The following is a 12,663-nucleotide window of genomic DNA, read 5'->3' as shown; positions in this document are numbered from 1 at the left end:
CAGCCTGAGAGAGCACGATCGACGCGCGGTCGTTTTTGACCGTCGTCCCGAAAAGTGCTATTACGACGGGGCTTCGCGTCCCGCGCATGCTTCGCCAGCACGCGCGAGGTCATGCGCGGGACTCGAAAGCTCCACGTAATCGCATCGGCATTCAAGACGATGCGCGTCAGCTCAAGGTCACCGTGAATCCCACAACCCTAACTCCCTGGTCTGCCCACGACACGCAACTGCTGATCGCCTGCGCGCTCGGCCTCGCAATCATCATCGTTTCCATCAGCGTGCTCAAGCTCGCGCCGTTCCTGTCCATTCTCGTGGGCACGTTCGCGGCGGGCTTCGCCGCGCATCAACCGCTCGAAGCAATCGCGCAAGCGTTCAGCAAGGGCGCTGGCGCACTGCTCGGCGACGTCGGCATCATCATCGCGCTCGGCGCCATGCTCGGCGCGCTGATGGCCGAGTCCGGCGCGGCCGACCGGCTCGTCACCACGCTGCTCGATCATTCGACGCCGCGCCGCCTGCCGTGGATGATGGCGTTCGTCGCGATCATCGTCGGCTTGCCCCTGTTCTTCGAAGTCGGGCTCGTGATGATGGTGCCGATCATCTTCGTGATGGCGCGTCGCGCGAAGCAGCCGATCCTGCGTATCGCCATTCCCGCGCTTGCCGGCATGACGACGCTGCATGCGTTGCTGCCGCCGCATCCCGGTCCGCTGATCGCGGTGAGCGCATTGCATGCCGATCTCGGCCTGACGCTCGGACTGGGCCTCATCGTCGCGCTGCCCGCCGTGATGCTCGCCGGGCCGCTCTATGGCATCTGGCTGTCGAAACGGCTGCATATCGAAGAGCCCGAGGAAATGGGCAAACTTTTCACCGCGCATGAAGACGGTGCAGCGACGCCGGGCTTCGCGATCTCGCTCGTGACGATCCTGCTGCCCGTCGTGATGATGCTCGGCCGCACCGTCGCCAAGCTCGCGCTCACGAAAGACACGCTGCTCTACAACACACTCGATTTCGTCGGCGAGCCGCTCGTCGCGCTGGCGTTGACGGTGCTCTTTGCGATCGTGATGCTCGGCTGGTCGCGCGGCATGGCGCGCGAGCGCGTGGGCGGCATTCTGCGCAAGAGCCTGCCGCCGATCGCGGCGCTCCTGCTCACCATCGGCGCGGGCGGCGGATTGAAGCAAATGCTCGTCAACGCGGGCATCAGCGCGACTATCGGCAAGATCGCGGTGGGCACGCATCTGCCGCTGATCCTGCTCGCATGGCTGATCGCGGTCGCGCTGCGTCAGGCGACGGGCTCGGCGACCGTCGCCACCACGACCACCGCGGGCATCGTCGCGCCCGTCGTGAGCGGACTCACGGCGACGCACAACTCGCTGATGGCGCTCGCGATCGGCGCGGGCTCGGTATTCTTCTGCCACGTCAACGACGCGGGTTTCTGGATGGTGCGCGAATACTTCGGGCTCACGCTGAAGCGCACGGTCGCGGTATGGTCCGTGTTGCAGACGATCGTCTCGGTGGTGGGACTCGTGCTGACGCTCGTGTTGTGGAGCGTGCTGGCGTAAGGACGTTTCAGGCGTTCGGGCGTTCAGCCCGACGCTTCCTCGCGCGCGAGATCGCCGATGCGCGCAGCCGGCGCATCGCGCTTTGCGCGTTCGAGGACGGCGAGCACTTCGCGCGCCGTGTTCTCCGAATGCTCGCGCAGGACCGCCGGCAAGCCATCGCGCGCGGGATCCTCGAGCGCGGCCAGAATGGCTTCGTGCTCGCTCGCGGATTCGGCCCAGCGCAGCGTGTCCGCATTCGCCGCGCCGCGCGCCCGATGCACCTTCGACATCAACGTCGAATAGACGCTCGCGAGCACGGGATTGTCGGCGGCATCGACGATCATTTGGTGAATCTGCTGATTCAGCTTGAAATACTCGACGCGCTTGCCGGCGTCGTGACACTCCACCATGCGCCGGTGCTTCGCCGCGATTGCCGCGATTTGCGCATTCGTGATGCGCTGCCGGACCAGTTCGCCCGCCATCGCTTCGAGGCCGTGAAGCAGTTCGAAGGTGGCGGCGAGATCATCGAGATCGATCTCCGCGACGCGATACCCGATGTACTGCCGGTGCGTCACGCGCCCCTCCGACACCAGCACCTTCAGCGCCTCGCGCAAGGGCGTCTTCGAGACGTCGAACGCGCTGCTCAGTTCTTTTTCGTCGATGCGCGCGCCGGGCGGCAATTCGCCCTCGTCGATCATGTCGCGCAGGCGCGCGGCGATCTCCGCAGCCATGCCGCGAGTGCGCAAAAGGAGGGGGCTTTTGATGGTCTGGTTCATTGCAGTGCAAGCTTATCACGAAGTTGGTGAAAACCCTGCACCAACATTTACCTCGTTAATTTTCAATAAAACCAATCGTTTACACTGTTTGTAATTATAAATTTCTAATCCTATACTCTGTCCAACGTTGCGCGACGTCACGAAAACATCCGCTTATCCAGGAGCCCGTTCATGTCTTCAACATCCGGTGTTGCCGCATTGACGGTGGGCAAATCCACCGTTCGCTGGAAGATTTTCGTCGTCATGCTGAGCCTCATCGCGATCAACTACATCGACCGCGCGTCGCTGTCCGTCGCGATGCCGCTCATTTCCAAGGAGTTCGATATCGGCCCGGCGATGGAGGGGCTTATCCTCTCCTCCTTCTTCTGGACCTACGCGGTGATGCAGATTCCCGGCGGCATGCTCGCCGACCGCTTTAAGCCGCGCGTCGTGATCGCATCCGCGACCGTGTTCTGGGGTTTCTTCCAGGCGATCGCCGCCGTCTGCACCAATGCGCCAGGCCTGCTGCTCACGCGTCTCGGACTCGGCGCGTCGGAAGCGCCGATCTATCCGGCCGGCGGCAAGCTCAACGCGATCTGGATGACGCAGACCGAGCGCGGCCGCGGCGCGACGCTGCTCGACGGCGGCGCACCGCTCGGCGCGGCGCTGGGCGCGATTCTGATCACCGGGCTGATCGCGATGCTCGGCTCGTGGCGGCTCGCATTCGCGGTGGCGGGCGTCGGCACGGTCCTCGCGGGCATCCTCGCCTGGTTTTATGTACGCAATACACCACGCGAGCACCCGGGCGTGAACGAACTCGAAGCGGCCTATATCGAGGAATCGCATGCCCGCGACGCCGCCGCCGAGCCGTCGTCGCTCTCGGGCCGCACGCGCGATTTCTTCAAGTACCGCTCGGTGTGGTGCATGTTCTTCGGCTGGATGTGTTTCAACAGCGTGTTCTACGGCCTGCTCACGTGGATGCCCAACTACCTGCACATGGTCCACGGTTTCGACATCAAGCAGATGGGCGGCTCGAGCTTCATCATCTTTTTCAGCGGCTTCATCGGCGAGTTGATCGGCGGATGGATCGCGGACAAGTGGAAGGCCGCGGGCGGGCGTCCGAATGTCGTGATGCGCACGCTCTTCGGCATCGCGGCGGTCATCGCGACCGTGTCGATCTTCTCGGTGGCGTATGTGACGAATGCGGTCGCGGTCGTCGCCCTGCTTTCGACGACGCTCTTCTTCCTGCGCTGGTGCGGTCTCTACTGGTGCATTCCGTCGTCGCTCGGCACGCGCAACAAGATCGGCTTTCTCGGCGGCTTCATGAATCTCGGCGGCAACATCGGCGGCATCGCGGTGCCGATCATCGTCGGCGCGATCGTGCAGCTCACGCACTCCTACTTCCTTGCGCTGATGTTCTTCGCGGCGGCCGGCATCGGCTTGCTCGTGTGCTCGAGCGCCATCGATTACGAAAAGAAGATTCCCGTCTGAGTGGAATCGGCAGTTCACGCTGCAACGCTTCGCTCAATTCACACAGAGACATCACGATGAAAAAACGTACCTTGCTCGGCATGCTCACGCCCTCGTCCAACACGTCCCTCGAACCGCTGACGAGCGCGATGGTTTCGAACCTGCCAGGCGTCTCCGCGCATTTCGCGCGCTTTCCGGTCACGGAGATCTCCCTCTCCGATCAGGCGCTCGGCCAGTTCGACGATTCGAAGATCCTGCAGGCGGCGCAATTGCTCGCCGATGCAAAAGTGGACGTGATCGCCTGGAACGGCACATCGTCGGGCTGGCTCGGCTTCGAAGCCGATGAGCGTCTGTGCCGGCGCATCACGGAAGCGACGGGCATTCCCGCGACGACCTCCGTGCTCGCATTGAACGAAATCCTGAAGAAGACCGATGCGCGTGAATTCGGTCTCGTCACGCCGTATCTCGACGACGTGCAGGAGAAGATCATCGCGAACTATCGGAGCGTTGGCCTGAACTGCATCGCCGAGCGGCATCTGAACCTGAAGGCCAACTTCTCGTTCTCGGAAGTTCAACCCGATGAAATCCGCCGCATGGTGCGCGAAGTGGCGAAGGACAAGCCGCGCGCGATTTCGATCTTCTGCACCAACCTGAACGCCGCGCATCTCGTGCCCGAGTTCGAAGAAGAAACCGGCATTCCGATCTACGACACGATCACGACCGTCGTATGGAAATCGCTGCAGCTCGCCGATTACGACACGCGCAGCGTCAAGGGCTGGGGACGTCTCTTCAGCGAAGTCGTCTAAGGAGACAGGCCATGTCGAACGAACTCGATTTCGTGATCCGTCACGCCGACGTCGTCACCGCGTCGGACCGGTTTTCGTGCGACATCGGCATTCGCGACGGCCGCGTGGCGATGCTCGGGCATGGCCTGCCCGACGCGCCGCGCGAGCTCGATGCGAGCGGGATGCTGGTGTTGCCGGGCGGCGTGGACGGTCACTGTCATCTCGATCAGCCGATGCCCGACGGCCTGCGCATGGCCGACGACTTTCTCAGCGGCACGCGCTCCGCGCTATGCGGCGGCACGACAACCGTGATTCCGTTCGCCGCGCAAGCCAAGGGGCAATCCCTGCAAGCGGCCGTCGACGATTATCACCGCCGCGCCGAAGGCCGCGCGGTCATTGACTACGGCTTTCATCTGATCGTCGCCGATCCGACGCCGCACGTGCTCGCAGAAGAGTTGCCGCATCTGATCAAGAACGGCTACACGTCGTTCAAGGTTTATATGACTTACGACGATCTCAAGCTCAATGACCGTCAGATGCTCGACGTTCTCACGGTCGCACGCGAGCACGGCGCGCTCGTGATGGTGCATGCGGAGAACTCGGACTGCATCGGCTGGCTGACCGAACGCCTGTTAGGAAATGGTTTGCATGCGCCGCACGCCCATGCGCTCGCGCGGCCCGCCGTCGTGGAACGCGAGGCGACGCATCGCGCGATTGCGTTCGCGGAACTCGTCGACGTGCCGATTCTGATCGTGCATGTATCGGGCGCGGATGCGATCGAACAGATTCGCTGGGGCCAGTCGCGCGGGTTGCCGATTCTCGCGGAGACCTGTCCGCAGTACATGTACCTGACCGCCGACGATCTCGGCCACGGCGAATACGAAGGCGCCAAGTGCGTATGCAGCCCGCCGCCGCGCGATCCCGCGAATCAGCACGCGGTGTGGAAAGCATTGCGCCAAGGCGTGTTTTCGCTCGTCTCGTCCGATCACGCGCCCTTCTCTTATGACGATCCGCAGGGCAAGAAGCCGGGCGGCAAGGAAGTGTCGTTCGATCACATTCCGAACGGCATTCCCGGCCTCGAAACGCGCTTGCCGCTGCTCTTCAAGGGCGTGAAGGAAGGACGCATCTCGTTGCATCAGTTCGTCGAACTCACGTCGCTCGCGCCCGCAAAGCTATACGGCCTGTATCCGAAGAAAGGCACCATCGCGGTGGGCGCGGATGCGGACATCGTCGTGTGGGACCCGGAGAAGCGCGTGACCATCGCGAACGCGTCGCTGCATCACGCGGTGGATTACACGCCTTATGAAGGCATCGAAGTGACGGGATGGCCGCGTCATTGCTTCTCGCGCGGCGAACTGCTCGTCGAAGACGGCAGGCTTCTGAACGTGCAGAGTGGACGCGGTCGCTTTCAGCCAGCCGGCAAACCCAATCTCGAATGAAGGCGAAAGCGATGAAGATGCGTTTGTTGTCACTGACCGCTGCGGCGTTCTGCATGAGCGCACACGCCGCGGAAAAAGATATGCCGAGCGTCGCGCCGGAATCCGTCGGCGTCGATTCAGCGCCGCTCGTACGCATGTCGGAATGGATACGCGCGGACAACATGGATGTGCGCAGCCTCGTCATCGTGAAGGACGGCAAGATCGTGTTCGAGCGCTATGGCGATGGTCTCACGCGCGACAACAACTACGAGCTGTATTCAGTCACGAAGACAATCACTTCGTTGCTCGTCGGCGTGCTCGAAGGCGAAGGCAAGCTGAGTCCGTCGACGAAAGCTGCGCCGCTCATCGCGAAAGCGCGGCCCGATCTCGCCGCTCAACTCGCCGACAAGCAGAGCATCGAATTGCGTCATCTGATGTCGATGTCGAGCGGCCTCAGTTATCAGGCGCGCGAAGGCACCGACCCGCTTTACTACGGCGCGCCGGATCGTTTGCGTGTCGCGGTGACGGCGAAGGCCGCAAAGACGCCGGGCACGGACTTCGATTACATCGACGTGAACCCGGTACTCGTCGGCACGGCCGTGAGCGTCGCGGCACACGAACGCGAGGATCGTTTCGCGCAGAAGAAGCTATTCGAGCCGCTCGGGATGTCGCATTACCGCTGGACCGGCGTCGATGAGACCGGCGCGGTCGCGGGCGGCTGGGGCCTGCGGCTGCGCGCCGTCGACATGGCGAAGATCGGCATGCTCATGCTCGACAACGGCCGCTGGCAAGGCAAACAACTCGTGCCGCAGGCGTGGATCAGACAGATGACGACGCCCTCGCCCGCCGCCGCCGATTATGGTTACTACTGCTGGATTCAGCATGTCGTCGAGAAAGGCCAGCCTGAATTCGGCGCGATGGGCTTCAAGGGGCAATTCATCACGGTCCTGCCGAAGCAACATGCGGTCGTCGTAATAACGAGCCTCTTGCCGACCGATGGCGGATTGCGCGACGCCACTTATCTCAATCAATACCGCCGCATGGTGAACGATTTCATCTTGCCCGCGCTGACACCGACGACGCGTCCTGCCGTGACGGCCGCGAAGACCGAGGCGCTCAGCGAAGAACTCGAACGCAGCAACAAGACACAGGGCGTGCCCGGCACCGCGGCCGCATTCAACGACGCACCCGAGACCTGATCCATGACTCTACGCTCGCTGCTCAAGTGCATCGCGCCGGCTATCGTCGCGATGTCGATCTCGAACGCCCAGGCCGACGCGCCGCTGCGTGAGACGGGTCTCGCCGAGGCATCGCCGGAAGATGCGGGCGTCGATTCGCATGGACTCGTGCGCCTGTCGCAATGGATTCGCGAGCAGAAGCTCGATGTGTACAGCCTGCTCGTCGTGAAAGACGGCAAGCTGATTTTCGAGCGCTATGGCGCGGGCGCATCCCGCGATTCGAACTACGAGCTGTACTCGGTCACGAAGTCGGTGACGTCGATGGTCGCGGGCATGCTCATCGGCGAGGGGAAGGTCAGTCTGGACGATTCCGTCGCAACGAAGCTCGCCGCGTGGCGACCCGACTTGCGCGCCGAGCTCGCCGACAAGCGCAACATCGAACTGAAGCACGTGCTCTCGATGTCGAGCGGCCTGCACTACGACTTCAAGCCGAAAGACGATCCGATCTACTACGCCGCGCCCGATCGTTTGAAGCTCGCGGCCGAAACGAATCCCAAGGCCGAGCCCGGCTCAGCGTTCGAATACACCGACATCAACCCGATCCTCGCCGCCGCGATGTTGAGCGCCGCAGCGCATGAGCCCGTCGAGAAATACGCACAGGCCCATCTCTTCGGCCCGCTCGGGATGAAGCACGCGGTATGGGCGCGCACAGACCGTTCGGGACTCGTGTCGGCGGGATGGGGCTTGCGGCTGCGCGCCGTCGACATGGCGAAGATCGGCATGCTCGTGCTCGATCACGGCCGCTGGCAAGGGCGCCAGATCGTGCCGCGAACATGGATCACGCAGATGACGTCGCCCGGTGTCGCGCCGTATTTCGGCTATTACTGGTGGATCAACAACATCGTGCAGAAAGAGCCGGAATTCGATGCGATGGGCTTCAAGGGGAAATTCATCACGGTGCTGCCCGAACGAAATACGGTGATCGTGATGACGAGCATCATGTCCGTCGCCGGCGGCCTGCGCGATGCGAAGAATCTCCAGACGTTCCGCCAGATGGTGAACGACTATGCGATTCCCGCACTCGACAATGCGCATCACGCGCGGCCCTCGGCGCAACGCCGCGCGACGTTGCGGCATGAGCTTGCCGTCAGCGCGCAAACGAAAGGCATGCCGGGCGCACAAGTGGACCCGACCGATCTTCCCGGCCTTTGACCCTAACGCACGCCGAATTTCCAGACCGTGATTTCGTGATACTCGTCACCCGGCTTGAGTGCGGTCGAGGGGAACGCCGGACGATTCGGCGAATCCGGGAAATGCCCGGCTTCGAGCGCGAAGCCATCCGTTTGCCGGTACGCCGTACCCGACGTGCCGATGGCGCTGCCATCGAGCCCATTGCCCGTGTAGAACTGCAGGCCCGGCTGCGTCGTGTAGACATCCAGCACGCGACCGCTCGACGGATCGTAGGCGCGCGCCGCGAAGCTCGGCTCGCCATTGCGCTGTCCGTTCTTGTTGAGCTTCCAGTTGTGATCGTAGCCGTGCGCATAACGCATCTGCTGATTCGACGAACGCAGCCGCGCGCCTATCGGTGTCAGCGCGCGCAAATCGAGCGGCGTATTCTCGACGCTCATGATCTCGCCGGTCGGAATCGAATCGGCACGCGTCGGCGTATAGCTCGATGCCGCGATCATGATGAGTTGCCCTTCGACACTGCCGCTACCCTCGCCCGCCAGGTTGAAGTAGCTATGGTTCGTGAGGTTCAGGACTGTCGACTTGTCCGTCTTAGCGCGATAGTCGATGCGCACTTCGTTGTCGTCCGTAAGCGTGTAGGTCACATCGACCGTGAGCGTGCCGGGAAAACCGTTCTCGCCATCGGGACTCACATAACGAAGTTGCACGCCCGCGCGCTGCGCGCCCTGAAACGTCCTGACCACGGTCCAGACTTTTTCGTCGAAGCCGTGCGGGCCGCCGTGCAACGTATTCGGCGGCTCGTTGACGGGCAGCTTGTAGCTGCGTCCGTCGAGCTCGAACCGGCCATCGGCGATGCGGTTCGCATAGCGCCCGATCAGACTGCCGAAGTGAATCTTGCCGTTGTACTTCTCGTAGTCGCCGAGGGAGCCGAAGCCGAGCACGATATCCGCGCGACGCCCGCGCCGGTCGGGGACATCGATTCGCGTCACGATGCCGCCATAGGTGACGCAGTTCATAGACACGCCCCGCGCATTCGAGAGCGTGTATTGAACGACCGCTTGCCCTTGCTGCGTCGCGCCATACGGTGTGGAAGTGATCGACGCCGCAAAGCCATGCAACGGCATGAACGTCGCGCATGCAAGGGCGGCAAAACGGATGAGCGTTCGGTTGGTATCCGGCATAAGCGGCGTGAACAGAAGGCTGCTCGATATGGCTGTGAAATCACGCATGGAGCCGAACGCAGCATCGCCTATGCCTGATGAGGCCGGGCACGCACGATGCGTTCGCTTGTCGCATTCAGTTCGACGATGACGACAAGGAGCCTTTCATGAACGAACCAGCCGATCGTCCGACGCCACCGAAGCAGACACCCGACGATCCGAACGTGGCGGATCGCCGTCTGTCCGACGAACAAAAGGATTCAATGAAAAACGAACCGGAGCCGCCGAAGCGTACCGACGAAGGCAATAACACCAAGCTGCCGAATCCGAAGGACGTCGGGGAAGCGGGGTAGTCTTCGCGGGCCGCGGGTTATTCGTTAGATGAATCGGCGGTCCGCACGTACGAATTACATACGACGCTCGCTCGTATGAAATCTGCAATGGCACTTCGCGGCGTTGTCGAGCGCTTTTGTTGTATGGTATTCCGAAACTGTTGCAGCGTTCGAAGCCGCGCCCGGCGACGCGCCTCGCCGGAATAAGGAAGCACGACGCCCATGTACGATCCTGCTCACTTTTTGCCATCGTTCGTATGGCGCGCGACGCGAGACGGAGTGATTCAATACGCCAATCCGTGGGCGTGCCGCTATCTCGGCATCCCCTTTCCGGAACTGGTCGGGCGGCATTGGAATGCTTTTGTCCACCCCGACGACATCCCGCCGGTGCTCGACGCATTGCGGCAAATGCGCGACGGCACGCTTCTCCGCAATGTCGACGTGCGCCTTCTGCGCAACGATGGCGCGTTTCGCTGGCACACGTTGCATCTTCAGGCGCGGCGCGACGAGGAAGGACAAATCAGCGATACGGTCGGCGTCGCGATCGACATCCACGAATGCCGTCACGCCTGGGCGATGTACGAGGAGAGCGAGCGGCGACTGCAGGCCGCATTCGCCGGCGCACGCATGGGCGCATGGGAATGGGACATGAAGACGCGTGTCGTGCGCATGACCGCGCAGCTCGCCGCGCTCTACTCCTTTCCACCCGGCACCGACGCGGTGCTCCTTTCGGAAGTATGGGACCGCGTCGCGCCCGAACACCGCGAGCCGTTTCAGCGCAAGCTCACGGAAGCATTGCGTGACGGCGGCCCGTTCGAGTTCGACTTCATGCTCGAAGGCGATCAGGGACAACAACGCTGGCTGCGCATGCGCGGGCATCCCGAGTTCGACCGTCATGGCGTGCTCGCTCGCGTGTATGGCGTGAGCTTCGACATCAGCGCGCAGCGCGCCGACGAGGAACGCCTCAGTCTGTCGGAAAGGCGCTATCGCGCGCTTGTCGAAACGACGGGTGCGCTCGTCTGGTCCGCCGATGCGAAAGGCGGGATTCGTGCTTCGGGCGGCGAATGGGAGCAGTTCACGGGCAAGTCGCCGGACGTGCTGTCCGGCTGGGGCTGGCTCGACTACATCCATCCGGATGATCGCGAGCGCACGCATCAGGCATGGCTCGACGCACTGCGCGAAGGCGCCGCGCGCACGCTCACCTTCCGCATGTACCGGCGTGACGGACTCTATCGCATGGTGGAGGCGCACGCGGCGCCGCTTTACGACGACAAGGGCAACTTGCAGGAATGGTTCGGCACGACAACCGACGTCACGCCGCGCTATGAAGCGCAGGCCGCGATCGAAGCGCGCAGCCTGCGCCTGACGGTGGCGATGCAGGCCGCGAAGATTCATATCGCATCGCTCGAACTCGAGACGTGGACGCTCTTTCTCGAAACCGGCGGCGAGCGCCAGATCACCGAAACGCTCAGCTACGACGCAGCACTCGCCCGCGTGCATCCCGACGACAGTGCGACGCTCGACCGCTATGTGCGCAGCATTGCGGCAGGCGAAAACCCCGAGGGTCATTTCGAGTTTCGCGTGCGCAACCTGCACGGCGAACAATGGATGCAAGGCAGCGCCCTGCTCCAGCGCAGCAAGGACGGCAAGCCGCTGCGCATCATCGGCAGCGTGATCGACATCACCGAACGCAAGCACATGGAGCTGATGCTGCGTGAAGCGGGACGCCGCAAGGACGAGTTCCTCGCGATGCTTGCGCATGAGCTGCGCAATCCGCTTGCGCCGCTGCGCACGGCCCTCGCGCTGATGCAGAAGGATCAGGATGGCGACACGCATCTGCGTGAGCTGACCGACCTGATGCGCAGGCAAGTGGAGCACATGACCCGCATCGTCGACGACCTGCTGGAAGTCTCGCGTATCACGCAGGGACGCATCGCGCTGCAAACCGAACCGATTCTGGTCGGCACGGCCGTGTATCACGCGGTCGAGGCGATCGCGGGCATGGTCGAGTCGCGCTCGCAAACCATTCAAGTCGATGTATCCGATGCCACCACATGGGTATGCGGCGATCCCACACGCCTCTCGCAGATCCTCGTCAACGTGCTCAACAATGCGAGCAAGTACACGCCCGAGCAAGGCCGCATCACCGTGAGCGTGCAGGCGGACGAGGCATGGGTGTCGATCGTCATCGCCGATACGGGCACCGGCATTTCGGCCGATCTCCTGCCGAAAGTATTCGAGCTCTTCTCGCAAGGCGAGCGCACGCTCGACCGCTCGAACGGCGGCCTCGGCATCGGGCTGTCGCTCGTGAAGAAGCTCGTCGAGATGCATAAAGGCACGATCACCGTGCAAAGCCCCGGACCGGGACTGGGCACGACCGTCACCGTGCGGCTGCCGCGATTGCATCATCACGAAAGGCATTCGGCGCTCGCGCTCTCCGAGACGAGCATGCGCGAGACGCGCGCGGCGCTGCGCATTCTCGTCGTCGACGATAACCGCGATGCCGCCGATTCGCTCGCGATGCTGTGTGAATCGGAAGGACATGTCGCGCGTGTCGCGTACTCGCCGACGGAAGCGCTGGAGGCCGCGCCGCACTTTCAGCCCGATGTGGCGCTGCTCGATATCGGCCTGCCCGATATCGACGGCTATGAACTCGCGCGGCGCCTGCGTCGCAAAGGCGACACGACGCCCATGCTGATCGCGATCACGGGCTATGGACAGGCGGAAGACCGGTTGCGCGCGCAATCTGCAGGCTTCGATTATCACTTCGTGAAGCCAGTGAATGTGGACAGCCTGCTGAAACTCCTGTCGTCGCTGACGGTCGCGCGTTGAAGAGCCGCGC

The 12,663-nt window shown here is 62.9% G+C and carries 10 protein-coding genes; 8 read left to right on the top strand and 2 right to left on the bottom strand.

The genetic code is table 11. From position 1 onward, the window contains the following. Positions 1 to 182 precede the first annotated feature (182 nt). On the top strand, positions 183 to 1,556 hold the full coding sequence (locus tag NCT32_RS21230) for a gluconate:H+ symporter (protein ID WP_061117275.1): 1,374 nt from the start codon (positions 183 to 185) through the stop codon (positions 1,554 to 1,556). A 23-nt stretch (positions 1,557 to 1,579) separates the two neighbouring features. Here the strand turns inward: NCT32_RS21230 and NCT32_RS21225 are convergent, their stop codons facing one another. Continuing rightward, positions 1,580 to 2,266, bottom strand: a complete 687-nt coding sequence (locus tag NCT32_RS21225) for a GntR family transcriptional regulator (RefSeq protein WP_086960854.1) — start codon at positions 2,264 to 2,266, stop codon at positions 1,580 to 1,582. Positions 2,267 to 2,482: 216 nt separating this feature from the next. Here NCT32_RS21225 and NCT32_RS21220 point away from each other — a divergent pair, with 216 nt between their 5' ends. From NCT32_RS21220 to NCT32_RS21200, 5 genes are read left to right on the top strand one after another with little or no spacing between them, the layout of a single operon-like run. Continuing rightward, a complete protein-coding gene (locus tag NCT32_RS21220; RefSeq protein ID WP_061117127.1) occupies positions 2,483 to 3,781 on the top strand; it encodes an MFS transporter in 1,299 nt (432 codons plus the stop codon). Positions 3,782 to 3,837: 56 nt separating this feature from the next. Beyond that, a complete protein-coding gene (locus tag NCT32_RS21215) occupies positions 3,838 to 4,566 on the top strand; it encodes an aspartate/glutamate racemase family protein (RefSeq protein WP_061117128.1) in 729 nt (242 codons plus the stop codon). 11 nt (positions 4,567 to 4,577) lie between these two features. Beyond that, a complete protein-coding gene (gene hydA / locus NCT32_RS21210) occupies positions 4,578 to 5,984 on the top strand; it encodes a dihydropyrimidinase (RefSeq protein ID WP_061117129.1) in 1,407 nt (468 codons plus the stop codon). Positions 5,985 to 6,037: 53 nt separating this feature from the next. Beyond that, a complete protein-coding gene (locus NCT32_RS21205) occupies positions 6,038 to 7,162 on the top strand; it encodes a serine hydrolase (RefSeq protein ID WP_250477686.1) in 1,125 nt (374 codons plus the stop codon). A gap of 3 nt (positions 7,163 to 7,165) precedes the next feature. Continuing rightward, positions 7,166 to 8,353: a serine hydrolase gene (locus NCT32_RS21200; RefSeq protein ID WP_061117131.1), complete on the top strand. Its 1,188-nt coding sequence runs from the start codon at positions 7,166 to 7,168 to the stop codon at positions 8,351 to 8,353. A 2-nt stretch (positions 8,354 to 8,355) separates the two neighbouring features. Here NCT32_RS21200 and NCT32_RS21195 read toward each other — a convergent pair whose 3' ends face one another. Next, positions 8,356 to 9,453, bottom strand: a complete 1,098-nt coding sequence (locus NCT32_RS21195; RefSeq protein WP_250477687.1) for an aldose epimerase family protein — start codon at positions 9,451 to 9,453, stop codon at positions 8,356 to 8,358. Positions 9,454 to 9,656: 203 nt separating this feature from the next. Between NCT32_RS21195 and NCT32_RS21190 the strand changes: the two genes are divergently transcribed. Together NCT32_RS21190 and NCT32_RS21185 are read left to right on the top strand one after the other, a co-directional pair. Next, positions 9,657 to 9,842 (top strand): hypothetical protein, encoded by a 186-nt coding sequence (locus NCT32_RS21190; RefSeq protein ID WP_061117276.1) that lies wholly within the window; start codon positions 9,657 to 9,659, stop codon positions 9,840 to 9,842. A 201-nt stretch (positions 9,843 to 10,043) separates the two neighbouring features. Beyond that, positions 10,044 to 12,653: a PAS domain-containing protein gene (locus NCT32_RS21185; protein ID WP_061117133.1), complete on the top strand. Its 2,610-nt coding sequence runs from the start codon at positions 10,044 to 10,046 to the stop codon at positions 12,651 to 12,653. The last annotated feature ends 10 nt before the right edge of the window (positions 12,654 to 12,663 follow it).

It is taken from the genome of Caballeronia sp. INML2 (assembly GCF_023631365.1).
Classification (GTDB): Bacteria; Pseudomonadota; Gammaproteobacteria; order Burkholderiales; family Burkholderiaceae; genus Caballeronia; species Caballeronia turbans.
This window is presented reverse-complemented; position numbering and strand designations above follow the sequence as displayed.

What these genes read in the sequence shown, in the direction of transcription:
- NCT32_RS21185 (WP_061117133.1), top strand. Translation starts at nt 10,044, where the DNA reads ATGTACGATCCTGCTCACTTTTTGCCATCGTTCGTATGGCGCGCGACG.
- NCT32_RS21220 (WP_061117127.1), top strand. Translation starts at nt 2,483, where the DNA reads ATGTCTTCAACATCCGGTGTTGCCGCATTGACGGTGGGCAAATCCACC.
- NCT32_RS21205 (WP_250477686.1), top strand. Translation starts at nt 6,038, where the DNA reads ATGAGCGCACACGCCGCGGAAAAAGATATGCCGAGCGTCGCGCCGGAA.
- NCT32_RS21190 (WP_061117276.1), top strand. Translation starts at nt 9,657, where the DNA reads ATGAACGAACCAGCCGATCGTCCGACGCCACCGAAGCAGACACCCGAC.
- NCT32_RS21215 (WP_061117128.1), top strand. Translation starts at nt 3,838, where the DNA reads ATGAAAAAACGTACCTTGCTCGGCATGCTCACGCCCTCGTCCAACACG.
- hydA (WP_061117129.1), top strand. Translation starts at nt 4,578, where the DNA reads ATGTCGAACGAACTCGATTTCGTGATCCGTCACGCCGACGTCGTCACC.
- NCT32_RS21200 (WP_061117131.1), top strand. Translation starts at nt 7,166, where the DNA reads ATGACTCTACGCTCGCTGCTCAAGTGCATCGCGCCGGCTATCGTCGCG.
- NCT32_RS21195 (WP_250477687.1), bottom strand. Translation starts at nt 9,453, where the DNA reads ATGCCGTTGCATGGCTTTGCGGCGTCGATCACTTCCACACCGTATGGC.
- NCT32_RS21225 (WP_086960854.1), bottom strand. Translation starts at nt 2,266, where the DNA reads ATGGCTGCGGAGATCGCCGCGCGCCTGCGCGACATGATCGACGAGGGC.